The organism is Streptomyces sp. NPDC006463 (genome assembly GCF_042870715.1).
Lineage (GTDB): Bacteria > Actinomycetota > Actinomycetes > Streptomycetales > Streptomycetaceae > Streptomyces.
The window spans coordinates 76,031-99,863 of sequence record NZ_JBIAHP010000009.1; the positions used below are offsets into that span (position 1 = coordinate 76,031).

At 72.2% G+C, this 23,833-nt stretch carries 21 protein-coding genes; 9 read left to right on the forward strand and 12 right to left on the reverse strand.

Annotated features, from left to right (window positions below; all coding sequences use genetic code 11):
* The first annotated feature begins 127 nt into the window (after positions 1 to 127).
* On the forward strand, positions 128 to 1,417 hold the full coding sequence (locus ACFYOB_RS17895; RefSeq protein WP_030229520.1) for a citrate synthase: 1,290 nt from the start codon (positions 128 to 130) through the stop codon (positions 1,415 to 1,417).
* A gap of 384 nt (positions 1,418 to 1,801) precedes the next feature.
* On the opposite strand, the gene ACFYOB_RS17900 is transcribed toward ACFYOB_RS17895, so the two are convergent.
* The 3 genes from ACFYOB_RS17900 to ACFYOB_RS17910 form a co-directional block, all read right to left on the reverse strand.
* Positions 1,802 to 4,075 carry a heavy metal translocating P-type ATPase gene (locus ACFYOB_RS17900; protein WP_388560800.1) on the reverse strand — a complete coding sequence of 758 codons (2,274 nt, stop codon included), beginning with the start codon at positions 4,073 to 4,075 and terminating at the stop codon, positions 1,802 to 1,804.
* Between the two features lie 90 nt (positions 4,076 to 4,165).
* Positions 4,166 to 4,399, reverse strand: coding sequence for a heavy-metal-associated domain-containing protein (locus ACFYOB_RS17905; RefSeq protein ID WP_388560801.1), 234 nt, complete (start codon positions 4,397 to 4,399; stop codon positions 4,166 to 4,168).
* 189 nt (positions 4,400 to 4,588) lie between these two features.
* Positions 4,589 to 5,248 (reverse strand): TetR/AcrR family transcriptional regulator, encoded by a 660-nt coding sequence (locus tag ACFYOB_RS17910; RefSeq protein ID WP_388560802.1) that lies wholly within the window; start codon positions 5,246 to 5,248, stop codon positions 4,589 to 4,591.
* A 131-nt stretch (positions 5,249 to 5,379) separates the two neighbouring features.
* Here ACFYOB_RS17910 and ACFYOB_RS17915 point away from each other — a divergent pair, with 131 nt between their 5' ends.
* Entirely contained in the window at positions 5,380 to 7,614 is a 2,235-nt protein-coding gene (locus tag ACFYOB_RS17915; protein ID WP_388560803.1) for an MMPL family transporter, read from the forward strand.
* Between the two features lie 66 nt (positions 7,615 to 7,680).
* Here the strand turns inward: ACFYOB_RS17915 and ACFYOB_RS17920 are convergent, their stop codons facing one another.
* The 3 genes from ACFYOB_RS17920 to ACFYOB_RS17930 all read right to left on the reverse strand — a co-directional run bounded on the left by ACFYOB_RS17920 (position 7,681) and on the right by ACFYOB_RS17930 (position 10,069).
* Positions 7,681 to 7,881, reverse strand: coding sequence for a helix-turn-helix transcriptional regulator (locus ACFYOB_RS17920; RefSeq protein ID WP_388560804.1), 201 nt, complete (start codon positions 7,879 to 7,881; stop codon positions 7,681 to 7,683).
* A gap of 240 nt (positions 7,882 to 8,121) precedes the next feature.
* Complete coding sequence (locus ACFYOB_RS17925) at positions 8,122 to 9,132, reverse strand: Gfo/Idh/MocA family protein (RefSeq protein ID WP_388560805.1); 1,011 nt, start codon at positions 9,130 to 9,132, stop codon at positions 8,122 to 8,124.
* Positions 9,133 to 9,154: 22 nt separating this feature from the next.
* On the reverse strand, positions 9,155 to 10,069 hold the full coding sequence (locus ACFYOB_RS17930; RefSeq protein WP_388560806.1) for a sugar phosphate isomerase/epimerase family protein: 915 nt from the start codon (positions 10,067 to 10,069) through the stop codon (positions 9,155 to 9,157).
* Between the two features lie 87 nt (positions 10,070 to 10,156).
* Here ACFYOB_RS17930 and iolC point away from each other — a divergent pair, with 87 nt between their 5' ends.
* Genes iolC through ACFYOB_RS17950 form a run of 4 tightly spaced genes read left to right on the forward strand, consistent with a single transcriptional unit; the run spans position 10,157 to position 15,345 of the window.
* The gene (iolC, locus tag ACFYOB_RS17935) at positions 10,157 to 11,116 is read left to right on the forward strand and encodes a 5-dehydro-2-deoxygluconokinase (RefSeq protein ID WP_388560807.1); all 960 of its coding nucleotides are present in this window, start codon (positions 10,157 to 10,159) and stop codon (positions 11,114 to 11,116) included.
* Positions 11,106 to 11,963, forward strand: coding sequence for a 5-deoxy-glucuronate isomerase (iolB, locus tag ACFYOB_RS17940; protein WP_388560991.1), 858 nt, complete (start codon positions 11,106 to 11,108; stop codon positions 11,961 to 11,963). The genes iolC and iolB overlap by 11 nt, the downstream gene beginning before the upstream one ends.
* Entirely contained in the window at positions 11,960 to 13,834 is a 1,875-nt protein-coding gene (gene iolD, locus ACFYOB_RS17945; RefSeq protein ID WP_388560808.1) for a 3D-(3,5/4)-trihydroxycyclohexane-1,2-dione acylhydrolase (decyclizing), read from the forward strand. The genes iolB and iolD overlap by 4 nt, the downstream gene beginning before the upstream one ends.
* Before the next feature lie 11 nt (positions 13,835 to 13,845).
* Positions 13,846 to 15,345 (forward strand): CoA-acylating methylmalonate-semialdehyde dehydrogenase, encoded by a 1,500-nt coding sequence (locus ACFYOB_RS17950; protein WP_388560809.1) that lies wholly within the window; start codon positions 13,846 to 13,848, stop codon positions 15,343 to 15,345.
* A 100-nt stretch (positions 15,346 to 15,445) separates the two neighbouring features.
* On the opposite strand, the gene ACFYOB_RS17955 is transcribed toward ACFYOB_RS17950, so the two are convergent.
* The 5 genes from ACFYOB_RS17955 to ACFYOB_RS17975 all read right to left on the reverse strand — a co-directional run bounded on the left by ACFYOB_RS17955 (position 15,446) and on the right by ACFYOB_RS17975 (position 20,774).
* The gene (locus ACFYOB_RS17955; protein ID WP_388560810.1) at positions 15,446 to 16,474 is read right to left on the reverse strand and encodes a WxL protein peptidoglycan domain-containing protein; all 1,029 of its coding nucleotides are present in this window, start codon (positions 16,472 to 16,474) and stop codon (positions 15,446 to 15,448) included.
* A gap of 208 nt (positions 16,475 to 16,682) precedes the next feature.
* Positions 16,683 to 17,978 (reverse strand): hypothetical protein, encoded by a 1,296-nt coding sequence (locus ACFYOB_RS17960; RefSeq protein ID WP_388560811.1) that lies wholly within the window; start codon positions 17,976 to 17,978, stop codon positions 16,683 to 16,685.
* Positions 17,979 to 18,188: 210 nt separating this feature from the next.
* Complete coding sequence (locus tag ACFYOB_RS17965) at positions 18,189 to 19,376, reverse strand: S8 family peptidase (RefSeq protein ID WP_388560812.1); 1,188 nt, start codon at positions 19,374 to 19,376, stop codon at positions 18,189 to 18,191.
* Between the two features lie 78 nt (positions 19,377 to 19,454).
* On the reverse strand, positions 19,455 to 19,871 hold the full coding sequence (locus ACFYOB_RS17970; RefSeq protein ID WP_388560813.1) for a GNAT family N-acetyltransferase: 417 nt from the start codon (positions 19,869 to 19,871) through the stop codon (positions 19,455 to 19,457).
* A gap of 204 nt (positions 19,872 to 20,075) precedes the next feature.
* A complete protein-coding gene (locus ACFYOB_RS17975) occupies positions 20,076 to 20,774 on the reverse strand; it encodes a 4'-phosphopantetheinyl transferase family protein (protein ID WP_388560814.1) in 699 nt (232 codons plus the stop codon).
* A 144-nt stretch (positions 20,775 to 20,918) separates the two neighbouring features.
* Here ACFYOB_RS17975 and ACFYOB_RS17980 point away from each other — a divergent pair, with 144 nt between their 5' ends.
* From ACFYOB_RS17980 to ACFYOB_RS17990, 3 genes are all read left to right on the forward strand, one after another.
* Positions 20,919 to 21,722, forward strand: coding sequence for an alpha/beta fold hydrolase (locus tag ACFYOB_RS17980; protein WP_388560815.1), 804 nt, complete (start codon positions 20,919 to 20,921; stop codon positions 21,720 to 21,722).
* Between the two features lie 207 nt (positions 21,723 to 21,929).
* A complete protein-coding gene (locus ACFYOB_RS17985) occupies positions 21,930 to 22,382 on the forward strand; it encodes a phospholipase (RefSeq protein ID WP_388560816.1) in 453 nt (150 codons plus the stop codon).
* 316 nt (positions 22,383 to 22,698) lie between these two features.
* The gene (locus ACFYOB_RS17990) at positions 22,699 to 22,824 is read left to right on the forward strand and encodes a hypothetical protein (RefSeq protein WP_388560817.1); all 126 of its coding nucleotides are present in this window, start codon (positions 22,699 to 22,701) and stop codon (positions 22,822 to 22,824) included.
* A gap of 729 nt (positions 22,825 to 23,553) precedes the next feature.
* Here the strand turns inward: ACFYOB_RS17990 and ACFYOB_RS17995 are convergent.
* Positions 23,554 to 23,832, reverse strand: a complete 279-nt coding sequence (locus ACFYOB_RS17995) for a hypothetical protein (protein WP_388560818.1) — start codon at positions 23,830 to 23,832, stop codon at positions 23,554 to 23,556.
* Position 23,833 lies beyond the last annotated feature (1 nt).

Sequence of the window (23,833 nt, forward strand, 5' to 3'; positions counted from 1 at the left end):
TGACGGCACTCAGTGCCGTCAAATGGACCAAACGCCGACCCCGAGTGCACTCTCCTGCGCCAAATGGGGGAAGGTAGAGGCAGTCAGGGCACCTCGAAGAAGAGGCACTACGTCGGTGAGGGATGACGTGAGCGACAACTCTGTAGTACTCCGGTACGCGGACGGTGAATACACCTACCCGGTGGTCGAGAGCACCGTCGGTGACCAGGGCTTCGACATCTCGAAGCTGCGGGCCCAGACCGGGCTCGTCACCTTGGACAGTGGCTACGGCAACACCGCCGCCTACAAGTCCGCGATCACCTACCTCGACGGTGAGCAGGGCATCCTGCGCTACCGCGGCTACCCGATCGAGCAGCTGGCCGAGCGTTCGACCTTCATCGAGGTCGCGTACCTGCTGATCAACGGTGAGCTGCCGACCGTCGACCAGCTCGCGTCTTTCCGCAACGAGATCACCCAGCACACGCTGCTGCACGAGGACGTGAAGCGCTTCTACGACGGCTTCCCGCGCGACGCGCACCCGATGGCGATGCTGTCCTCCGTGGTCAGCGCGCTGTCGACGTTCTACCAGGACAGCCACAACCCGTTCGACGAGAAGCAGCGCCACCTCTCGACGATCCGGCTGCTGGCCAAGCTCCCGACGATCGCGGCGTACGCGTACAAGAAGTCGGTCGGCCACCCGGTGGTCTACCCGCGCAACGACCTCGGCTACGTCGAGAACTTCCTGCGCATGACCTTCTCCGTGCCGGCCCAGGAGTACGACCTGGACCCGGTCGTGGTCTCGGCGCTCGACAAGCTGCTGATCCTGCACGCGGACCACGAGCAGAACTGCTCGACCTCCACCGTGCGTCTGGTGGGCTCCTCGCAGGCGAACATGTTCGCCTCGATCTCCGCCGGCATCTCGGCCCTGTGGGGTCCGCTGCACGGTGGCGCCAACCAGTCCGTTCTGGAGATGCTCGAAGGCATCAAGAACGACGGCGGCGACGTCGACGCCTTCATCCGCAAGGTGAAGAACAAGGAAGACGGCGTCCGCCTGATGGGCTTCGGGCACCGCGTCTACAAGAGCTTCGACCCCCGGGCGAAGATCATCAAGGCGGCGGCGCACGACGTCCTCTCGGCGCTCGGCAAGAGCGACGAGCTGCTCGACATCGCGCTCAAGCTGGAAGAGCACGCGCTGGCCGACGAGTACTTCGTCTCGCGCAACCTCTACCCGAACGTGGACTTCTACACCGGCCTGATCTACCGGGCCATGGGCTTCCCGACCGAGATGTTCACCGTGCTCTTCGCGCTCGGCCGCCTTCCCGGCTGGATCGCCCAGTGGCACGAGATGATCAAGGAGCCGGGTTCCCGCATCGGCCGCCCGCGCCAGATCTACACCGGCGAGGTCCTGCGCGACTTCGTCCCGGTCGAGGCCCGCTGACCCGAGGCTTCCCCCGCTCGGCCAGCCCTCGTGGCCGGCCGGGCCGACGCTCGCGAAAAGCGCCCCGCCGTCGATCCCCCCACGGGTCGACGGTCGGGGCGCTTTCCTTTCCCCGGAACGGATTCCCCCCACGGGACCCGAACCGGGGCGTCGGTGTCTGCCGGGACCCGTATCGGGTCGGGAGGGCCGCTCAAAGCTTCCCGCGGGCACGCGTCCCGGCCGGCTGATGCCCCCGGACGTCCCCCAAGACCTCCGCGGAACGTCCCCCAAGACGTTCCTGGCATCGCCCCATTAGACCCGTCACGACCCCGAATGGTTACGTTGCGATCACTGTGATCTGCGTCTCGTGTGAAGAACCTGTGTGCTCGATGCGAAGGCGAACCGCTAGCGGAAGGACCTCAACCGGAGGCTGTTGGTCACCACGAAGACGGATGAGAAGGCCATCGCGGCCCCCGCGATCATCGGGTTGAGCAGTCCGGCGGCTGCCAGCGGCAGGGCCGCCACGTTGTAGCCGAAGGCCCAGAACAGGTTGCCCTTGATGGTGGCCAGGGTCCGGCGGGACAGCCGGATCGCGTCCGCCGCCACCCGCAGGTCTCCCCGTACGAGGGTCAGGTCGCCCGCCTCGATGGCCGCGTCCGTGCCGGTGCCCATGGCCAGGCCCAGATCGGCCTGGGCGAGCGCGGCCGCGTCGTTGACCCCGTCGCCGACCATCGCGACCGTACGGCCCTCGGCCTGGAGGCGGCGTACGACCTCCACCTTGTCCTGCGGGAGCACCTCGGCGATCACCTGGTCGATGCCGACCTCGCGGGCCACCGTCTCGGCGACGGCCTTGTTGTCACCGGTCAGCAGGACCGGGGTGAGGCCCAGTGCCCGCAGCCGGGCGACGGCCTCGGCACTGGTCTCCTTGACCGCGTCGGCCACGGTCAGCACCCCGCGCGCCGCGCCGTCCCAGGCCACCAGGACGGCGGTGCCGCCCGCCTCCTCGGCAGCCGACTTGGCCTGCGCGAGCTTTGCCGGCAGGGCGATCGACCAGTCCGCCAGCAGCTGCTCGCGGCCCACAAGGACGGCGTGTCCGTCGACGACGCCCTGGACACCGAGCCCGGCGACGTTCTCGAAGCTCTCGGGGACCGGCAGGTCGCCGGCCCTGTCGGCCGCCGCGACGGCGACGGCCCGGGCGATCGGGTGTTCCGAGGAGTGCTCCAGGGATCCGGCGAGGCGCAGCAGCTCGCGCTCGTCGGTGCCTTCCGCGGTGAAGACGCCGGCGAGGGTCATCCGGCCGGTGGTGACGGTCCCGGTCTTGTCCAGGACGACGGTGTCCACGCGCCGGGTGGACTCAAGGACCTCGGGACCCTTGATCAGGATGCCGAGCTGCGCGCCCCGGCCGGTGCCGACCATGAGCGCGGTCGGCGTGGCCAGGCCGAGGGCGCACGGGCAGGCGATGATCAATACGGCGACGGCGGCCGTGAACGCGGCGGTCGGGTCGTCGGTGATCAGCAGCCAGGTGGCCCAGGTGCCCAGCGCGAGCAGCAGGACGACGGGCACGAAGACGGCGGAGATCCGGTCGGCGAGCCGCTGGACCTCGGCCTTGCCGTTCTGCGCGTCCTCGACCAGCTTGGCCATCCGGGCGAGCTGGGTGTCGGCGCCGATCCGGGTGGCCTCGACGACCAGGCGGCCGGCGGCGTTGACGGTGGCGCCGGTGACGGAGTCGCCGACCGTGACCTCGACGGGGACGGATTCGCCGGTCAGCATGGACGCGTCCACCGCGGAGCTCCCCTCGACGACCGTGCCGTCGGTGGCGATCTTCTCGCCGGGACGGACGACGAACCGGTCGCCGACCGCGAGCGCGCCCACCGGTATGCGGACCTCCCGGCCCTCGCGCAGCACGGCGACGTCCTTGGCGCCGAGTTCGAGCAGGGCCTTCAGCGCGGCGCCGGCCTTCCGCTTGGAGCGGGCCTCCAGGTAGCGGCCGAGCAGGATGAAGCTGACGACCCCGGCCGCGACCTCCAGGTATATGGCGGAGGAGCCGTCGGTGCCCGTCGCTGCCGATCCGGGGGTGAAGTCGAATCCGTGCCGCATGCCCGGCATGCCGGCGTGACCGAAGAACAGGGCCCACAGTGACCAGGCGAAGGCGGCCAGCGTGCCGATCGAGACCAGGGTGTCCATGGTGGCGGCGCCGTGCCGGGCGTTGGTCCAGGCGGCCCTGTGGAAGGGGAGGGCGCCCCAGACGACGACGGGGGCGGCGAGGGTCAGCGAGAGCCACTGCCAGTTGTCGAACTGGAGGGCCGGGATCATCGAGAACAGGACGACGGGGAGGGCGAGGGCGGCCGAGACCAGCAGCCGCTGGCGCAGCGCGGCCGGCTCGGGGTCCCGTACGGCCGGCGAGGCTTCGTCCGGGGCGCCGAGGCCCGGTTCCGGTTCCGGCGGCGGGGGCTCCTCGGCGGTGTATCCGGTCTTCACGACGGTCGCGATGAGGTCGGCGACCCGTACGTCGCCCGCGTACGAGACCTTCGCCTTCTCGGTGGCGTAGTTCACCGTGGCGGTGACCCCGTCCATCCGGTTCAGCTTCTTCTCGATGCGGGCCGCGCAGGAGGCGCAGGTCATCCCGCCGATCGTGAGCTCGACCGCCGTTATGGGTCCGTCGTGCACTGTGCTGGTCATGTTCCGGCTCCAGGGGGAGGGCCGGGGCGTACGGAATCCAGTATGAGCTGGCCGGCACGCCCCGGCAGGGTACTGCCGAAGGGGAGGCGCTCAGGCCTGACCGGCGAACTCGTAGCCCGCCTCGTCCACGGCGGCGCGTACGTCCTCCTCGGCCAGCGGGGCGGCGGAGGTCACGGTGACCTCGCCGGTCGCGGCGACGGCCTTGACCGAGCTGACGCCCGGCAGGGCGGAGAGTTCGGCGGTCACCGCGCCCTCGCAGTGCCCGCAGGTCATGCCGGTCACCCGGTAGACGGTGGTGGTCTGGGTGTCCGTCTCGGCGGTCATGTCGTTCTCCTCTTCGAGGGTGCGTGCGGTCGCCGGGGAACGGCGAGTCGCTCCACCGTCCTCCCGACACTCCGAGACTATACCCCTAGGGGGTATGGATGCGAGTATCTGCGCCTGCTCTTTTGGGGTGGCCGAGCCGGATGAAACGTATGCAAGTGGGTGATATGGGCCGCCTGGGAGCCTTCGCGGTCACCGGGAGTGGGTCGGGGTGATCACCGGCTCCAGGTAGCGCAGCAGGACGATCTTCAGCTCCGCGACGTAGGCGGCGCGCTCGGCGCCCTCGTGCGCCAGGATCAGGTCCAGGGACGACTTGAAGATGCCCAGGATCATGTTCGCGGTGCGGGTGAGCTCGGCGGGCGAGGCCTCGGGGCAGAAGGTGCGCAGCACCCCCTCGACCCGGGCGAGCAGGCCGGAGTGCAGCTCCTCGTGCTCCTGGGCGATGCCCGGGATGCCGGTCCCGTGCATGAGCGCCCAGAAGGCCGGGTTCTCGCAGTTGAAGGCGATGAAGGGGTCCAGGACGGCGTCGAGCAGCTCGGGCAGCGGGCGGTCCAGGTTCTCGGGCAGGAAGGCCTGTCCGTGCATCTCGTTCGCGCGCTGCATCAGCTGGCCGCCGAGCTCGACCGCGATGGCCTCCTTGTTCGGGAAGAACTGGTAGAGCGTGCCCGGTGACACGCCGGCCTCCCGGGCGATGGCGTTGGTGCTGGCCGCGGCGTACCCGGTGCGGCAGAACACTCCGGCGGCGGCCGACAGCAGCTGGGAGATCCGTCGCTCACCGCGCGCCTGTCGGCGGCGTGGAGCGGTGTCTTTTTCACCGCTTTCAGTTGTTTTGCCCTTGGGAGTTCCCGGCATGTCCAATCCCTTGCTTCCCGTGGGTGATTGACAAACGCGAGTGATCGCTCGCATTCTGAGGAAACGCGAGCGACTGCTCGTGTTTGCCAGTCTATTTGGCCTGGCAATCACGGTGAAGGGGACACCGAGTCATGTCCGAAGTCAAGAATCCGCCGTCGCCCGGGGAGAGCGGCAGGTGGACCCGGTTCGTCACGGCCCGGCCGCGGCTTTCGCTGCTGCTTGCCCTGGTGGTCACGGCACTGGCCGTGTTCGCGGGCGGCGGCGTCGCCGACCGGATGGGCAGTGGCGGCTGGGAGGACCCGGGCGCCCAGTCCACCTATGCCGCCGCGGCCCTGGAGCGCGAGTTCCCGGCCTCCCAGCCCAATCTGCTGCTGCTCGTGGACGCCCGGGCGGGGACCGCCGGGGTGGATGATCCCGCCGTCGCCGCCGAGGCGGAGCGGCTGGCCGCGCAACTCGCCGCGGAGCAGGGGGTCGCCGGCGTCGGTTCGTACTGGCGCACCGGGCTGCCCGCGCTGCGCTCGCAGGACGGCCGGCAGGCCCTGATCGCGGCCAGGGTGCTGGGCGACCAGAAGGCCGCCACCGAGGTGCTGGAGCGGATCGCCCCGCGCTACCGGGGCGAACACGGGCCGGTGAGCGTCTCCCTCGGCGGGCCCGCGGCGGTCCAGCGTGAGGTGACCTCGACCATCCAGGAGGATCTGCTGCGCGCCGAGCTGATCGCGCTGCCGGTCACCCTCGTCCTGCTCATCCTCGTCTTCGGCAGCGCCGTCGCGGCCCTGCTGCCGCTCGGCGTCGGCATCGTGGCCATCCTCGGCACCAACGCGGTGCTGCGCGGCCTGACCGAGATCACCGACGTCTCCGTCTTCGCCCAGAACCTGACCACGGCGCTCGGTCTCGGACTCGCCATCGACTACGCCCTGTTCATCGTCCGCAGGTTCCGCGAGGAACTCGCCGGCGGTCGGGATCCGGTGGCCGCCGTCGGGGCCACCTTGCGCACCGCGGGGCGCACCGTGCTGTTCTCCGCGCTGACCGTCGCGGTCTCGCTCTCGGCGATGATGTTCTTCCCGATGTACTTCCTGCGCTCCTTCGCCTACGCCGGGGTCGCGGTGGTCCTGCTCGCGGCGGCGGCCGCGCTCACCCTGCTGCCGGCGGCCCTGGTGCTGCTGGGCGATCGGGTCAACTCCCTGGACCTGCGCCGCCTGTGGCGCCGGGGTCACACGGCCGACGCCACGGCGGAAGAGGGTCGGGGCTGGGGGCGGGCTGCCGCGCTGGTGATGCGCCGGGCCCCGGTGTTCGTGGTGGCCACCACGGCGGGGCTGCTGCTCCTCGGACTGCCCTTCCTCGGCGTGAAGTTCGGCACCGTGGACGACCGGCAGCTGCCGAAGACCGCGGAGTCGCACGTGGTCCAGCAGCACATCCGGGACGGCTTCCCGGGCAGCCCCGGTGGCGGGCTCACCGTGCTCGCCGAGGGGGCGGCCGGGCCCGCCGAGCTCGCCGCCTACCGGGACCGCCTGGCCGTCCTGCCCGGTGTGGTCCGTGTCGACGGGCCGGTGAGCGGCGGGGCCGGGGCGCGGTACGCGTACTTCTCGGTGACCGCCGAGGGCGAGACGGTCGGGCCGCAGGCCCAGGACCTGGTCGGCGAGGTGAGGCAGGTCGAGGCCGGCTTCCGGACCTCGGTGACCGGACAGGCGGCGAGGCTCGTCGACGCCCAGGAGGCCATCGCGGATGCTCTGCCCGCCGCGCTGGCCCTGGTGGTGCTCGCCACGCTCCTGCTGGTGTTCCTGCTCACCGGAAGCCTTCTGATACCGGTCCAGGCGGTGCTCCTCAACGCGCTGAGCCTGACCGCGATGTTCGGGGCGGTGGTGTGGGTCTTCCAGGAGGGGCACCTCTCCGGACTGCTCTCCTTCACCTCCACCGGGGACATAGAGACCACCCTGCCGGTGCTGATGTTCTGCATCGCCTTCGGACTCTCCATGGACTACGGGGTGTTCCTCATATCCCGGATCAAGGAGGAGCACGACCGGACCGGGGACCACGAGGGGGCCGTGCGCACCGGACTGGCCCGCACCGGCGGGCTGATCACCGCGGCGGCCGTGATCCTGGCCGTGGTCATGGTGGCCATCGGTACCTCGCGGGTGACCAACACCAAGATGCTGGGCCTCGGGATCGCGCTGGCGGTGCTGATGGACGCCATGGTCGTGCGCAGCCTCCTGGTCCCGGCGGTCATGAAGCTGACCGGGAAGGCCACCTGGTGGGCGCCGGGTCCGCTGCGCAGGCTGCACGAAAGGTTCGGGCTGAGCGAGGGGGAGTCGCTGCCGCCGGCGGAGGTGACCGCCGAGCCGGAGCGGGTGCCTGCCGGGACCGCCTAGCGTGGCCTCGGGGGACGGGGCCCGGGTGGGCCCCGTCCCCGAGTGAGGAGTGGGGGGTGAGCGGGGTCAGTCCTTGTGGCGGCCCCGGTTGCCGGGGCGGCGGGCCACCCAGGTGCGGATCGTTTCGGCGTACCAATAGGGCTTGCCGCCCTCCATATGATCGGGCGGGGGGAGCAGCCCGTGCTTGCGGTAGGAGCGCACGGTGTCCGGCTGGACCCGGATGTGGGCAGCGATCTCCTTGTACGACCACAGCTGTCGGTCGCTCATTGCACGACACCTCCTTGTCCACGCCGCGGGGTCGGCCGGAAGGCCGTCGGGGGAGCCGGGGTGTGGACAGTGACGATCACTCGGGTTGTGCCCGGGGAACGACGCTGGGTGAGGGCAGGGGAGGGGCTGTGGGACGGCTGTGACGCAAGGCCCGCGTAATGCGGACATGTGTGACACAAAGGCGACCCCTGTGACGGAAACGGCACAAGGGTCGCCGGGCAGGAAGGCGGGGAGACGGGGTCAGCGGTAGAGGGCCGGCCGTTCCACCAGCTCCACCGGGGTCCGTACACCGGTGCGCGCGGCCGCGAGGCCCGCCTCCGAGACGGCGGCCGCCGCGTAGCCGTCCCACGCGTCCGGTCCGGCCACCGTGCCCCGCGCGGCCGCGGCCACCCAGCTGCGCAGCTGCCGGTCGTAGGCGTCGGCGAAGCGCACGGTGAAGTCCTGGTCGATCTCGCCGCCCCAGCGGCCCGCCGACTGGACCACCATCGCGTGGCCGTCGCCGATCCGGGCGCTGCCCCGCTCGCCGACGGCCTCGCACTGCACCTGGTAGCCGAAGCCGCAGTTGACGAAGATCTCCACGTCGACGACGGCCCCGCCGGAAGTTTCCAGCAGCACCAGCCGGGGATCGCGCAGCCCCTCGGGAGCCGCCGAGGACGGAGTGGGGGAGAGCACGGTGACCGCGGTGATCTCCTGCCCCAGCAGCCAGCGGGCCGCGTCCACTTCGTGCACCACCGAGTCGCTGATCAGCATGTCGCTGGTGAAGAAGGACGGCGAGGCGGCGTTGCGGTGGCGGCAGTGCAGGAAGAGCGGCCGTCCGATCCCGTCCGCGTCCAGCAGCTCCTTCAGCCGCCCGTACTCGGCGTCGTACCGGCGCATGAAACCCACCTGCACCAGGCGCCGCCCCAGCCGCCGCTCGGCCTCCATCACGCGTACCGCCCCCGCCGGGTCCGGGGTGAGCGGCTTCTCGCACAGCACCGGCAGCCCGCGTTCCAGGGCCAGCCCGATGGCCTCCTCGTGGGCGGGTCCGGGAGAGGCGATCAGTACGGCCTCCACCCCGGGCGCCGCTATCGCGGCCGCCGGGTCGGTGTGCGCGCCCGCGCCGTCCAAGGCGCCCGCGACCTCCTTGACCCGGTCCCCGTCCGGGTCGGCCACGGCCACCACCCGGGCCCCGCCGACGGTCCGGCCGATCCTGCGTACGTGGTCGGCGCCCATCTTCCCCGTGCCGATGACGGCGATACCGAGCGTGCTCATGTCGTGTTCCTCCCGGGAAGAGTCAGCGGGCGCCACAGGAGCGCAGGTAGGCGCGGGTGCGGCGGGCGATCGGCAGCGGCCGGTCGGGCTCGCAGGGGTACATGTCCTGTTCCACGATGGCGAACAGGTCCACGCCGAGCCGCTGGGCCGCCGCCAGCACCGGTTCCAGCACCGGCACCCCGGACGGCGGTTCGCACATCACCCCGCGGCCCACCGCCGGGCCGAAGGGCAGCTGCTCCGCGACGACTTCGGCGAGGATCCGCGGGTCCACCTGCTTGAGGTGGAGGTAGCCGATCCGCTCGCCGAAGGTCTCGATCGCCCGGACGCTGTCGCCCCCGCAGTACGCGTAATGTCCGGTGTCCAGGCACAGCGAGACCAGGCCCGGATCGGTGGCGTCGAGGAAGCGCGCCACGTTCGAAGGGGTGTCGATGTGCGTGTCGGCGTGCGGGTGCACCACGATCCGCAGCCCGTACCGGTCCTGCACCTCCCGGCCCAGCCGCTCGGTCTGGGAGGCCAGTTCACGCCATTGACCGGGGGTGAGGACGCGGTCCTCCAGCACCTCGCCGGTCTTGTCGTCCCGCCAGAAGGAGGGGATGACCACGAGATGGGCCGCGCCCATGGCCTGGGTGAGCGCCGCGATCCGCGACACGTGCTCCCAGGTGTCCTCCCATACGGCGGGCCCGTGATGGAGTCCGGTGAAGACCGTTCCGGCCGAGACCCGCAGCCCGCGCTTGGCCGTCTCCTCGGCGAGTCGTGCGGGATCGGTGGGCAGATAGCCGTAGGGGCCGAGCTCGATCCACTCGTACCCGGCGTCGGCGACCTCGTCGAGGAACCGCTCCCAGGGCGTCTGGCGGGGGTCGTCGGGAAACCAGACACCCCAGGAGTCCGGAGCCGAACCGACGCGGATACGGGTCAACGCGGGCGGGGAGGACGTCATAGCGGCCACCTTAGGGTGCGAGGCTCGAAGGGACGGTGAGGACGAGTGGGACGAGTGGGACGAGTGGGACGAGTGGGAGGACTGGACGTGACCGGCGATCCGATCGGGTTCGACCTGATCACGATGGGGCGGATCGGGGTGGATCTCTACCCGCTGACGACCGGCGTACCACTGGCCGAGGCCGAGACCTTCGGCAAGTTCCTGGGCGGCTCCCCGGCCAACGTGGCCGTCGCCGCCGCCCGGCTGGGGCGGCGGGTGGCGGTGATCACCCGTACCGGCGCGGACCCGTTCGGCGCCTATCTGCGCGCCGAGCTGCGGGGGTTCGGCGTGGACGACCGGTGGGCGACGGAGGTCTCCGGGCTCCCCACACCGATCACGTTCTGCGAGATCTTCCCGCCCGACCGCTTCCCGCTGTACTTCTACCGGCTGCCGAAGGCCCCCGATCTGGAGATCGAGGCGGAGGAGCTGGACCTGGAGGCGGTACGGGAGGCCCGGGTGTTCTGGATGACGGGCACCGGCCTGAGCGAGGAGCCGAGCCGCGCCGCCACCCTGGCGGCGCTGGACGTCCGGGCGAAGTCCGGGACCACGGTCTTCGACCTGGACTGGCGGCCGATGCTGTGGCGCGAGAAACCCGGCCCGTACTACGAGCGGGCGCTGGCCGGGGCGACGGTGGCCGTCGGCAACGCCGAGGAGTGCGCGATCGCCACCGGCGAGTGGGAGCCGTACGCGGCGGCGCGGGCGCTGCTCGCGGCCGGGGTGGAACTGGCGGTGGTCAAGCGGGGCCCGGAGGGAGTGCTGGCGGTCCACCGCGACGGCACGGTGGCCGAGGTCCCCCCGGTGCCGGTGGAGGTGGTCAACGGGCTCGGCGCGGGCGATGCGTTCGGGGGCGCGCTGTGCCACGGGCTGCTCGCCGGATGGGAGCTGGAGCGGGTCATGCGTTTCGCGAACGCGGCCGGGGCGATCGTGGCTTCGCGGCTGGCGTGTTCGACCGCGATGCCGTTTCCGCCCGAGGTGGAGGAGGTGTTGGGCCGTGCCGATGGTGTCTGAGTGGGGGATGGAATGGACGAGGCTGGTGGTCCTGGCGCTGGAGCCGGGGGAGGTGTACGCGCACGCGTGCCGGGATGCGGAGTGGATCGTGCTCCCTCTCTCGGGCAGCTGCCAGGTCCGCTGCTGGGGCTCCGCCCCGGACCGCGGGTCCGGCGGCGGACCGGACGTCTTCGAACTGCGCGGGAGGGCTGAGGTGTTCGACGCCGTCACCGACTTCGCCTACCTGCCGCGGGACGGTTACGCGGAGGTCGTTTCGGCCGGGGGCGGGCGGTTCGCCCTCGCGGGGGCCCGGTGCGACAACCGGCTGCCCGCCCGGTACGGACCGGCCGAGGCCGTGCCCGTAGAACTGCGCGGCGCCGGGCAGTGCTCCCGTCAGGTCAACAACTTCGCCGCCGCAGGCCCCGCCGGGTTCGGCTGCGACCGGCTCATCGCCGTCGAGGTCCTCACCCCCGGCGGGAACTGGTCCTCGTACCCGCCCCACAAACACGACGAGCACCACCCCGGCGAGGAGTCCCGGCTGGAGGAGATCTACTACTTCGAGATCGCCCCGCACGGGGACACCCCCGGTCTCGGCTACCAGCGCGTCACCCCCTCCCCGGCCGGGAAGACCGACATCCTCACCGAGGTGCGCACCGGGGACGCCGTGCTCATCCCCGACGGCTGGCACGGCCCGTCCATCGCCGCCCCCGGCCACGACATGTACTACCTCAACGTGATGGCCGGTCCGGGCGCGACGAGGGAGTGGCTGATCCGCGACCACCCCGACCACGGCTGGATCCGGTCCACCTGGGACGGCCAGGACATCGACCCCCGGCTGCCCTTCACCGAGGCGGAGGCACCCCGATGAAACTCACCGTCGCCCAGGCCCTCGTCGCCTTCCTCGCCCGGCAGTACACCGAGCGCGACGGACAGCGCCACCGGCTGATCGCCGCCACCTGGGGGATCTTCGGACACGGGAACGTCGCCGGGCTGGGGCAGGCCCTCCTGGAGACCGGCCCGGACGCCATGCCCTTCCTCCAGGGCCGCAACGAACAGGCCATGGTGCACGCGGCCGTCGGGTACGCCCGGCAGAGCGGGCGGCTCTCCGCGCACGCCGTCACCACCTCCATCGGGCCCGGCGCCACCAACCTCGTCACCGGCGCCGCCCTCGCCACGATCAACCGCATCCCGGTGCTCCTGCTGCCCGGGGACACCTTCGCCACCCGGCCCGCCGACCCCGTGCTCCAGCAGCTGGAGGTGCCCTACGCCGGGGACGTCTCCGTCAACGACACCCTGCGGCCCGTCTCCCGCCACTTCGACCGGATCACCCGCCCCGAGGCCCTGATCCCGGCCGCCCTCCAGGCCGTGCGCGTGCTCACCGACCCGGTGCAGACCGGCGCCGTCACCCTCGCGCTGCCCCAGGACGTGCAGGTGGAGGCGTACGACTGGCCCGAGGAGTTCTTCGCCGAGCGCGTCTGGGGGGTGCGCCGGCCCCGGCCCGACCGCCACGAGCTCGCCGTGGCGGCCGAGGCGGTACGGGGCTGTGCCCGGCCGCTGATCGTCGCGGGCGGCGGGATCCGGCACAGCGCGGCCCAGGCGGCCCTCGCCGCCTTCGCCGAGGCCACCGGGATCCCGGTGGCGGTCACCCAGGCCGGCAAGGGCGTCCTCCCGTACGACCACCCCGCCGACCTGGGCGGGATCGGCCACACGGGGAGCGCCGCCGCCGACGCCCTGGCCCGGGAGGCCGATCTCGTCATCGCCGCCGGGACCCGGCTGACCGACTTCACCACCGCCTCCGCGACCCTCTTCAGGCATCCGGCCGTCCGGTTCATCGGCCTCAACCTCGACCCGTACGACGCCCACAAACTCGCCGCCCTGCCCCTGGTCGCCGACGCGCGCGAAGGCCTCGACGAGCTGCGGCTCGCGCTGTCCGGCCACCGCGTGGATCACGCCTACGAGACGGCGTACCGTCAGGGCAGGGGCCGCTGGGAGGCCCGCGTCGACCAGGCCTACGCCGTGCCCGCCCCCGACGAGGACCTGCCGCCCACCCAGGCGCAAGTGCTGGGCCTGCTCGACGCCCTCGCCGACGGCACCGACATCCTGATCAACGCGGCCGGCTCCCTCCCCGGCGACCTGCACAAACTGTGGCGGGCCCGGTCGGCGGACCAGTACCACGTCGAGTACGGGTACTCCTGCATGGGCTACGAGATCCCGGCCGCGATCGGGGTCGCCCTCGCCGCGCCCGGCCGCCCCGTGTGGGCGCTGGTCGGCGACGGCACGTACCTGATGAACCCGACCGAGATCGTCACGGCCGTACAGGAGGGCGTCCCGCTCAAGCTGGTGATCATCGACAACCACGGGTACGCGTCGATCGGAGGCCTCTCCGGCGCCGTCGGCGCCGAGGGTTTCGGCACCGCGTACCGCTTCCGGGCGCCGGACGGCTCGTACACGGGCGAGCCCCTCCCGGTGGACCTCGCGGCCAACGCGGCCTCCCTCGGGATGGCCGTGATCCGCGCCCGTACCGTGCGTGACCTGCGGGAAGCTCTCGCCGAGGCCCGCTCGGCAACATGTCCCACATGTGTCTACGTACAGACCCGAACGCCCGACACTGTGTCGGGCCCGCCCCCCGCACAGGCGTGGTGGGATGTTCCTGTGGCCGAGACCGCGACCCGCAAGGCGGCGGCCCAGGCCCGTGAAGAGTACGACCGGCAAGCCGCGCAGCGACGTCGCCATCTGTGAAGGAGCAAGGCATGAAGACCGTCAACCACTGGATCGGTGGCAAGACCGTCGAGGGCGCGTCGGGCAATTACGGCCCGGTCACCGACCCGGCCACCGGCGAGGTCACCACCCAGGTCGCGCTCGCCTCGGCCGCCGAGGTCGACACGGCCGTACAGGTCGCCAAGGAGGCGTACCTGACCTGGGGCCAGTCCTCGCTGGCCGCCCGCACCAAGGTGCTCTTCGCCTACCGCGCCCTGCTGGACGCCAACCGTGACGCCATCGCCGAGCTGATCACCGCCGAGCACGGCAAGGTCCACTCGGACGCGCTGGGCGAGGTCGCGCGCGGTCTGGAGATCGTCGAGCTGGCCTGCGGGATCACCACCCAGCTCAAGGGCGAGCTGTCGACCTCGGTCTCCAGCCGCGTCGACGTATCCGCCATCCGCCAGCCGCTGGGCGTGGTCGCGGGCATCACCCCGTTCAACTTCCCGGCGATGGTGCCGATGTGGATGTTCCCGCTGGCCGTGGCCTGCGGAAACACCTTCATCCTCAAGCCGAGCGAGAAGGACCCCTCCGCCGCCAACAAGCTCGCCGAGCTGATGAGCGAGGCGGGTCTGCCGGCGGGCGTGCTGAACGTCGTGCACGGCGACAAGGTGGCCGTGGACGCGCTCCTCGCGCACCCCGACATCGCGGCCGTCTCCTTCGTCGGCTCGACCCCGATCGCCCGGCACATCCACACCACCGCCTCCGCCAACGGCAAGCGCGTCCAGGCGCTCGGCGGTGCCAAGAACCACATGCTGGTGCTCCCGGACGCCGACCTGGACGCGGCCGCCGACGCGGCGGTCTCCGCCGCCTACGGCTCGGCGGGCGAGCGCTGCATGGCGATCTCCGCCGTCGTGGCCGTCGGCTCGATCGCCGACACCCTCGTCGACAAGATCCGCGAGCGCGCCGAGAAGATCAAGATCGGTCCCGGCAACGACCCGACCTCCGAGATGGGCCCGCTGATCACCGCCGCCCACCGCGACAAGGTCGCCTCGTACGTGAAGGGCGCGGCCGCCCAGGGCGCCGACGTGGTCCTGGACGGCACCGGTTACACGGTCGAGGGCAACGAGAACGGCCACTGGATCGGCCTGTCGCTGCTCGACAACGTGAAGACCGACTCCGACGCCTACCGCGACGAGATCTTCGGCCCGGTCCTGTGCGTGCTGCGTGCCGAGACCTACGAGGAGGGCGTGGCCCTCATCAACGCCTCGCCGTTCGGCAACGGCACCGCGATCTTCACCCGCGACGGCGGCGCGGCCCGCCGCTTCCAGCTGGAGATCGAGGCGGGCATGGTCGGCGTCAACGTGCCGATCCCGGTCCCGGTGGGCTACCACTCCTTCGGTGGCTGGAAGGACTCGCTCTTCGGCGACCACCACATCTACGGCAACGACGGCATCCACTTCTACACTCGCGGCAAGGTCGTCACGACCCGCTGGCCGGACCCCGCGGACGCGCCCGCGGGCGTGGACCTGGGCTTCCCCCGCAACCACTGACCCGCGCCCGTAGGTCCGCTCGCCCCCCCGCAACCCTCACCGCGGGGGGCGGGTCCGTCTCCGCCCTCACCGTGGCCCTCCCCGCCGACACCCTGACCGGTCAAAGCGAACGAGCCAAGTCCGGTGCGGGCCCGGCGTGTTCCGGGACCGCGAGGCGACGGCGCCGCACCACCCGGAAGGCGATGCCGGCTCCCGCGAGCACCAAGGCCGCGCCCACCGCCGGCCACGGCACGGCGACGAAGTCCGTTCCGGACTCCGAGAGGAGCTCGGGATGGGCGCTCGCCCCGGCGGCTACCGTCACGGTCACCCAGTCCGACTGCGGTGCGTCCGGCCACGGTTCGGTCAGCTCGACCCGCTGGCCCGGCAGCAACACCAGCTTCAGCTCGCGGGCCGGCCGGTTCAGCACCTGGCGCCCGAACAGCCCCTTGGCCGCGACCGTCACCTTCGGCTCGACGACCACGTTGCCCCGGTTGACCAGGGCGTACGAGATCGTGGCGCGGGCGCCCTGGACCCAGGGCAGCAGCGGGGCCGACCGGCTGACCTTCACGTCCTCCACGCTCAGCCCCGGGGTCAGCGGGCCCGGCACCCGGAAGTACAGCCGGGCGCCCACCGAGCGCTTCACGCCCACCTGGACCTTGCCCTCCTGCTGCACGCCCTCCACGGCGGTGTTCAGGGCGACGATCCCGCCGACGTGGTCGCCGGGCGTCGCGTCCGCGGGGACCTTCACGGTGAACGGGACGTCCTTGCGGCCCTTGGGCGGCACGGTCACCGTGGTCGCGGTCTGCGGCGGCAGCGCAATCCACGCGCCGACGTCCTTGGGCCTGGTCTCCACCGGCAGCAGGGCGAAGGCGCCGCCCACCGGAGTGTTCACGGCGTCGGTGGCGAAGATCTGGAACGTCAGCTCCTTGTCGGAGGAGTTCAGGATCGTCGCGCTGTCCTGGACGGTGGTCCCGGCCGCGCCCTGGTGGAAGAAGTACGCGCGGTCGGTCATCGCCGCACCGGCCGGGGGTGTGGGGAAGACGCCCCAGGTGCCGTTGTCCGCCGCCGTCGCGGTGGCGGCCGGGAGCAGGCCCGCGCCCAGCAGCAACAGGCCGACGAGCAGACCGTACAGAGAGGTGCGGGTGCGCATGGGCGGTTCTCCAGTCGGCACGGAAACGGGGAAGGGGTGGTGGGGGGGCGGGGGGGGGCGCCCCCCCCCCCCGCGCGGGGGGGGGGGGGGGGGCGGGGCCGGCGCGGGGGGGGGGGGCGGGGGGGGGGGGCCCCGGGGGGGCCCCGCCCGGGGGGGGGGGGGGGGGGGGGGGGCCCCCCCCCCCCCACCCGGGGGCCCGGGGGCCGCGTCAGGCGATCGAGAAGGTCACGACCGTCTGGTAGGTGTCGGCGAACATGAACGGCGGGAGCTGGATCATCCCGGCGCCGCCGACGGCGAACTCACCACCGGTCAGCTCGTCCCCGCCGGCGGCCTGGGAAGCCACCTTCATCGGGGTCTCGGAGATCGCGCCGGGCGTGCCCGCGGTGCAGGTGCTCGGGCTGTCCGGGTTGGTCACGGTGCAGGACGGCTGGATGCCGATCTGCGCCTTCGCCATCGAGTGGCCGGTCGCCTGGTTCAGGAACGGCGTACGGGTCGCCGTCACGTCCCAGCCGAGCGAGCCGCCGCGGAAGTCCTGGACGGTCGCGGCGTTGAAGACGCCGACCACCGATTGCGCCTTGCCGTTGATGGTCACCGCACCGAAGCTGACGGCCGGCTGGCCGTCCTTCGGGCCGAGGGCCAGCGGTCCGGGCAGGACCTCGACGTCGACCGGATTCTTGACGCCCGCCTGTTCCTCCAGGAACACGAAGGCCTTGTACGGGGTGACCGAACCGTCGATCTTGATCGTGTCGGCCTTCTTGGTGACCGTGATGTTGCAGGTGGCGGCGCCTGACGCGGCCGCCGTGCCCGTCCCGGTGTCACCGGTCGCCACGCCCCCGAGCAGGGCGGAACAGGTGACGGGGCCGGCCGGGAAGTTGGCACCGGTGACGACGACGGCTGTGCCCGCCGGGCCGCTGTTGGGCGTCAGCTTGGTGGTGACCGGGTCCTTGGGCAGGGCTTCGACGGCGACCGAGCCGAGGGAGGCGCTGGGGCGCGGCGCCGGGGTGCAGGTGGTGGTGAAGACCGAACCGGAGAGGTCCGCGTCGGTCACCGCCAGGTCGAGTGCGACGTCGACCGTGGTGCCCTCGGTGCCGTCGGGGATCTTGATGGTTCCGGAGAACGCCTTGGGGTCGAGCGGCTGCCCGGCCACGACGGTGACGGTCTCGGGCGGGCTGGTGACCACCTGGGTGGTCGTCCCGACCTTGAGGGTGATCTTGGAGGTGTTCACCGTCGTGACGGAGAAGCCGGGGACCAGGGGGCTCGCACCCGGGTCGATCGTGATCGGGACGACGTCGCCGGCCTTGGCGCCGTCGGGCAGCGTGATCGTGTAGTTCTGGTTGCCCGAACCGTCCGGCTGCGGCGCCGGTGCGTCGCAGTTCTCGAACACCGCGGTGGTCTTCGTCGCGGCCTGGGCGGAGCCTGCCAGGCCCACCACACCACCCGTCAGGGCCAGGGAAAGGGCTCCCGCCCCGGCCAGCACTCTTCGTCGAAGCGTTTTGGTACTCACTGGGTCGCGACTCCTTCGTCATGACGAACCCCTCCCCCCACCCGCTGTGTGGGGGAGGCCGAGCCGGTGCGGTGGCCGACATTGACGCGTCGCGGTGATGAGAAGTCAATGACTTGTTTTCGCCCGAAGCACACAGAAATTGATGTGCCATCAGAACGGGTCTGATGGCACATCGGATACCGACTGGTCGGTGAACGCTCGTGGCCGCCGCTAGCGGTCGGTCGGGGTGTGCAGCAGGAGGTTCGGGGTGCCGGGAGGCAGCGCGGTGATCCGGTCGCGCACGGCGCTGCGTACCAGCGTCTGCGACACCTGCGACGGGGTCTTCGCCGTGCCGTCGGCGAGGACGAGCGCCGCGACTCCGGCCACGTGCGGGGCCGCCATCGAGGTGCCGGAGGCCCGCGCGGTGGCGGTGGCGGAGCCCTTCCAGGCCGAGGTGACGGACACGCCGGGAGCCGAGAGGTCCACGCAGCGGCCGTAGTTGGAGAACGGCGCGCGCCGGTCCGCGGCGTCGGTCGCGCCGACCGTGACGGCCTGCGGGACACGGGCCGGGGATCCGGCGCAAGCGTCCTCGCCTTCGTTGCCGGCGGCCACGGTGAAGGTGATCCCGGCGGCGACGGCCCGCGCGACCGCGGTGTCGAGGGCGTGGCTGGGGGTGCCGCCCATGCTCAGGTTCGCCACCGCCGGGGTGGCGGGGGACCTGGCGGCGTTCTTCACCATCCACTCGATCCCGCCGACCATCGCCGACAGCCGTCCGTCGCCGGCGCAGTCGGCCACCTTCACCGCGACGAGGGAGACCCCCTTCGCGACGCCGTACGTCCGTCCGCCCACGGTCGCCGCGACGTGGGTGCCGTGACCGTTGCAGTCGCGGGAGGTTTCGAGGAACACACCGTTGTAGCCGGTCCGGGCGCGGCCGCCGAACTCCTGGTGGGCGGCGTTGATCCCGGTGTCCACCACGTAGACGGTGACGCCCTCGGCCCTGGTCGCGTACGAGTACGAGCCGTCGAGCGGGAGTTCACGCTGGTCGATCCGGTCCAGCGGCCAGGGTGCCTGGGGCTGGGTGTCGGTGATGTGGAACTCCGCGTCCGGCTCCACGGAGGCCACCCGGGGGTCGGCGGCCAGGGCGGCCGCCCGGGCGGCGGTGGTGCGGACGGCGAAGCCGCTCAGGACGGTGTCGTAGACGGCGCCGACGTGGTCACCGGCCCGCGCCGCCTCGTCGGCCATGGCGTGGGCCGGGGCGCGGGAGGTGGTGTCCTTCAGGACGACGACGTACGGGGCGGCGGCGGTGGCGGTGGCAGTTGCATTGGCGGTGGCGTCGGGGGACGGCGGCAGGGCGGTGGCCGTGGCCGCCGCCACGAGGAGGGCGGCGGCGGCCGGGAGGAGGGCGGCGAATGCGGTCATGTGGCCGATGCTCGGCGACGGGCGGCGCGGGCGCTCGGAGGGTGCGCCGACTGGGCGCACGACACGCCGCCGCGGGAGCTACTCCGCGTCCAGGGGCCAGCCGCGCATGGCGAAGACGCCCTCGTCGCGGGCTCCGGCCGAGGCGTACGTGGCCAGGGCCGCCTCGTTGTCCGTGTCGACCCCCACCCACATGCCGTAACAGCCGCGTGCCTGGGCCTCGTCTGCGAGCGCCAGGGCCAGGGCGCGGCCGATCCCGCGGCGCCGGTAGCCCTCGTCCACGGAGAGCTCGTACAGGCACATCTCGGTGCCCTTGTCCGGGTGGCTCATCTCGACGCCGGAGACCACCCCGGCCGGTACTCCGTCCACGTACGCGATGAGCATCAGATGCCCCGGCGCGGCGAGGAAGCGCTCGCACCAGTCCGGGCGGGCGGGTCCGTCGAAGAGGGACTCGGCGGCGGTGAGTTCGGCGGTGTTACGGGCCCGGCGGATGTCCATGGCGACGATGATGCCGGGACGGGATACGCGGACGCGGATTTCGCACGGCGTGGCGGGCGGCGCCCGAGGCGGGACCCGGGGCGGGACCCGGGGCGGGACCCGGGGCGGACCCGGGGCGGGACCCGAGGCGGGACCCGGTCGAGGCGGCCGCCGGGCCCGCCCCGACGGCTGGGGCCGCGGCACGCGCCGGGCGCGTCCGAGCCCTCAGGCCCGCACGGCCACGGCCGCCGCGTAGCCCGCGGGGGTCGGGAGGTCCCGTAGCGTCCAGCCCGGTACGGAGGCCGGGGCGGCGGCGGAGCCGACGTACGGTTCGGTCAGGCCGCGGGCCAGGCCCGTGCCTTCGGCCTTGAGACAGGCCTCCTTGCGGCTCCAGACACGGGCGAGGGCGGGTCTGCGGGCCGGCTCCGGGAGCGCGGTCAGCTCGGCGACCTCCGCGGGGTGCAGCAGGGGCAGTACGTCGGCCACCGCGTCCGGGCCCGGTGTCTCCTCCACGTCGACGCCGACCGTCACCCCGGCGAAGGCCAGGTAGGCCACGTCGCCGCTGTGCGAGAGGGAGAACTGGACCGCGCCGCCGGCCACGGCGGGCCGCCCGTGCGGGCCGCCGCAGCACGGGCACTCCTCCCGGACCAGCTTGACCTGCTCCGGAGCCTGCCCCAGGTAGCTGCCGAGCAGCACGCGCAGCGCCAGGTGCGAGGCGAGGTACCGCTGCCGGTCCGCGGCCCGCAACAGCCTCCCGGCGCGCTCCTGTTCGCCCGCGTCCAGCAGCGCCGCAGCCTCGGCGACCGGGTGCCCGCCGACCGACTCCAGCGAGGTGTCCAGGGACCACACCGCGACGGCCGCGCCCTCGGGGGCCGTGCCGGTCCGCGGTGCGTCGCCGCCGAGCTGGTTCATGTACTCGATCACCTGACCGAGGGTAGACGAGCCGGGATGCGCCCGTCGGGGGCTGGCTATCCTCGGCCGCACGGGAAGTGCCGACAAGTGCTGGCAAGCACCGGCAATCACCGGCAAGTGCCGGGCAGTACAGGGAAATACACGGGGGAGTACATAGTGCGTAGCGCTGCCGTCACCGCGAACGGCGACCGGATCCGCTGGGTGGAACTGCCGGGGGAGGAACCGGCCCGGGTCTACGTGCACGGGCTCGGGGCCAGCTCGCCCGCCTACTTCGCGGCGAGCGCCGTCCATCCGCTGCTGGCGGGGCACCGTTCCCTGCTGGTCGACCTGCTGGGCCACGGGCACAGCGACCGGCCCGAGGACTTCTCCTACACCCTTGAGGCGCATGCCGACGCGCTGGCGGCCGCCCTCACCGAGGCCGGGGCGCAAGGCGCGGAGCTGATCGCGCACAGCATGGGCGGATCCGTCGCCATCGTGCTCGCCGCCCGGCACCCCCACCTGGTCTCGCGGCTGGTGCTCGTCGACGCCAACCTGGATCCGCTGCCTCGCGTACCCGGTACGTCCGGGAGCAGCGGGATCGCCTCCTACACCGAGGAGGAGTTCCTGGCGGGCGGGTGGGCCGAGGTGCGCGACCGTGTCGGGGCGCACTGGTGGTCCACGATGCGGCTGGCCGGCCGGACCGCCCTGCACCGCAGCGCCGTCCACCTGGCCGCGGGCACCGAGCCCACCATGCGCGAGCTCCTGCTGGGTCTCGGGATTCCGCGCGGCTTCCTGCTGCCCGAGGCGGACGGCCCGCTCCCGGGAACCGACGCGCTCCGGGCGGCGGGTGTCGCCGTACTGGCCGTCCCCGACTGCGGGCACAACATCATGCTGGACAACCCGGAAGGCTTCGCCGAGGCGGCCGCCCGGGTCCTGGCGCGGGACGGGGACGGAGAAGCGGCCGGGGACGGCGCTCTTTGACGGACGGGCGGAGTGCCGCTCGGCGGTGACGAGTTGCCGCCCCGGCCGCGCGCCCTGCCGCCACCGCCCGGCCCGGACCGGCGGTGGCGGCAGTCGAAACGGAGCGGCGCCGTCCCTCGTTGAGAGGGCGGCGCAGGGCGACGAGGCGCGGCCCGTGGCCGCACGGGAGTCCGGGCGCCGTCCGCCGCCCGCTCCAGGAGGAATGCCATGCGTCGCCGCCTCACCCCCGCCCTCGCCGCAGCCGCGATGGCCGCCGTCCTCGCCGTCGCCACCCCGGCATCGGCCGCCCCCGCGGACAAGCCCCTGGTGCTCAGCACCTGGACGCAGACCAGCGCGGCGAGCTACGAGGCCTGGGTGACGGCGCGCGAGAACCGGGCCGGCTGGGCCGCGTACGGCTTCGACTGGTCGACCGACTACTGCACCAGCTCCCCTGACAACCCCTTCCGCTTCCCCTTCCGGATGGCCTGCGCACGTCACGACTTCGGCTATCGCAACCACCGGGCGGCAGGGCTGTTCCCGGCCGCCAAGTCCCGGCTGGACCTGGCCTTCCACGAGGACCTGAAGAGGGTCTGCGCGCACTACTCGGGGACCCGCAAAGGCTCCTGCGACAGCACGGCGTGGACGTACTACCAGGCGGTCCGGGTCCTCGGGATCTCCTAGCTCACGCGCCCGGCACGGCCCCCGCCCAAAGGGCGTACGGCTTCGGGCGTGAGGAGCGCTCCTGGTTGCTCACCCGCGAGGGCGCGCATCTCACCGAAGTGACCGCTGCCTGCGGCTTCTACGACCAGGCTCACCTCAGCCGCGAGTCCCGCGCCCTGGCCGGGACCATCCCGGCCGGATGTCCGCCGCCCGCGTGGCGGAGGGCGCGCTCACCCTGTGAGGGCGAGGTCGGATTTGTCCAAGCCGGGCCGCCGGCACGTCGCTGGTGTCCCCGTTCGTAGTCGATCCGCCACTCGGCCCGGAGGGGGAGTGCTCGATGGAAGACCTGCTGCGCATCCTCGTGGGCGGCGCGCTCACGAGCGCCCTGATCGGTTTGGCGGGAGCCCTCGGCCGGCGGGGGCGCAGACACCGGGAGGGCGGCGGCGACACGACCGGCCGCTGACGTCCCGTCCAAAGCCGGGGCAGGGCCCGGGACACGGGCGGTCAGAGGCGGTACAGGACGAACGCGGAGGGCGGGCCCCCGGACCGGGGACCCGCCCTCCGGCGTGTCTCCTCGGCGCGCCGAGGACGCTTACCGCTCCGCTACGGGTGCCCCGATAAGCTGCCCTGACCTGCACGAAAGCCCTCCGCGGCGGGAGGGCTGGGGGTGGTGCGGAAAGAGTGCCCCCGGCAGGACTCGAACCTGCGGCCAAGTGCTTAGAAGGCACCTGCTGTGTTTGAGGCATGCGCGCCCCTGACCTGGGTAAACGGGCATTTCGACAGAGTGGAGTCTGAGGTCTTCTGCTGTTCTCGGGAAACCGGCGCTTCCCACCCATCTGGATTGTCGGCGGCTACGGCTAGCATGCATCCCGCACTGGTTCACGGGTGGGGAGGCCCAGGTGGCCTTGCGGGACTTGGTGCTGTTCCTCTTTGCTGGACCTTGTGATGGTGGAGATGGGTCCAGCCGTCCACCGCTGACCGGCCCTTGATGTTGAGGCGATGGCACGCGGTTCTGGCCTGGGCCTTCTCCTTGGCATGCACTGCCCAGCGAAAACCGTGCCCGCAAGTTCTCGCAGTTCCGCACTTCTTCCCGCTCCCGTGTGCCCCGGATGTGCCCTGATTGGAAACAGACGTCGCCCCACACCCTTCGAGCCAGGTGTGGGGCGACATTCGGCGCTAGGTGACTGTCGCCCTACAGCAGGTTGCGCTCCGCGAAGTCGTCGACTTCATCCCACGTGATGAACGAACATGCACCCGTGCTCAGGTCGACGGCGATGGGCAGGTTTCCTGCGAGGCGCATGTCGTCCTTCCCGCGGTCCAGGTAGTCCGCGTGGTCGTATGGGGCGATGAACCGCCCCTGCTCGACGAAGCATGCTTCAGGGATGATCCGCACGTCTGCGGAGTCCCAGGATTGGCTGTCTTTGGTCAGGAAGTCCGACGCCGCCGCCAGGGCTTCTTCGATGTTGAGCATG

Excerpts from the sequence above, each read along its gene's own strand:
- ACFYOB_RS17900 (WP_388560800.1), bottom strand. The coding sequence starts at position 4,075 with ATGACCAGCACAGTGCACGACGGACCCATAACGGCGGTCGAGCTCACG.
- ACFYOB_RS17905 (WP_388560801.1), bottom strand. The coding sequence starts at position 4,399 with ATGACCGCCGAGACGGACACCCAGACCACCACCGTCTACCGGGTGACC.
- ACFYOB_RS17910 (WP_388560802.1), bottom strand. The coding sequence starts at position 5,248 with ATGCCGGGAACTCCCAAGGGCAAAACAACTGAAAGCGGTGAAAAAGAC.
- ACFYOB_RS17915 (WP_388560803.1), top strand. The coding sequence starts at position 5,380 with ATGTCCGAAGTCAAGAATCCGCCGTCGCCCGGGGAGAGCGGCAGGTGG.
- ACFYOB_RS17920 (WP_388560804.1), bottom strand. The coding sequence starts at position 7,881 with ATGAGCGACCGACAGCTGTGGTCGTACAAGGAGATCGCTGCCCACATC.
- ACFYOB_RS17925 (WP_388560805.1), bottom strand. The coding sequence starts at position 9,132 with ATGAGCACGCTCGGTATCGCCGTCATCGGCACGGGGAAGATGGGCGCC.
- ACFYOB_RS17930 (WP_388560806.1), bottom strand. The coding sequence starts at position 10,069 with ATGACGTCCTCCCCGCCCGCGTTGACCCGTATCCGCGTCGGTTCGGCT.
- iolB (WP_388560991.1), top strand. The coding sequence starts at position 11,106 with ATGGTGTCTGAGTGGGGGATGGAATGGACGAGGCTGGTGGTCCTGGCG.
- iolD (WP_388560808.1), top strand. The coding sequence starts at position 11,960 with ATGAAACTCACCGTCGCCCAGGCCCTCGTCGCCTTCCTCGCCCGGCAG.
- ACFYOB_RS17950 (WP_388560809.1), top strand. The coding sequence starts at position 13,846 with ATGAAGACCGTCAACCACTGGATCGGTGGCAAGACCGTCGAGGGCGCG.
- ACFYOB_RS17955 (WP_388560810.1), bottom strand. The coding sequence starts at position 16,474 with ATGCGCACCCGCACCTCTCTGTACGGTCTGCTCGTCGGCCTGTTGCTG.
- ACFYOB_RS17965 (WP_388560812.1), bottom strand. The coding sequence starts at position 19,376 with ATGACCGCATTCGCCGCCCTCCTCCCGGCCGCCGCCGCCCTCCTCGTG.
- ACFYOB_RS17970 (WP_388560813.1), bottom strand. The coding sequence starts at position 19,871 with ATGGACATCCGCCGGGCCCGTAACACCGCCGAACTCACCGCCGCCGAG.
- ACFYOB_RS17985 (WP_388560816.1), top strand. The coding sequence starts at position 21,930 with ATGCGTCGCCGCCTCACCCCCGCCCTCGCCGCAGCCGCGATGGCCGCC.
- ACFYOB_RS17990 (WP_388560817.1), top strand. The coding sequence starts at position 22,699 with ATGGAAGACCTGCTGCGCATCCTCGTGGGCGGCGCGCTCACGAGCGCC.
- ACFYOB_RS17995 (WP_388560818.1), bottom strand. The coding sequence starts at position 23,832 with ATGCTCAACATCGAAGAAGCCCTGGCGGCGGCGTCGGACTTCCTGACC.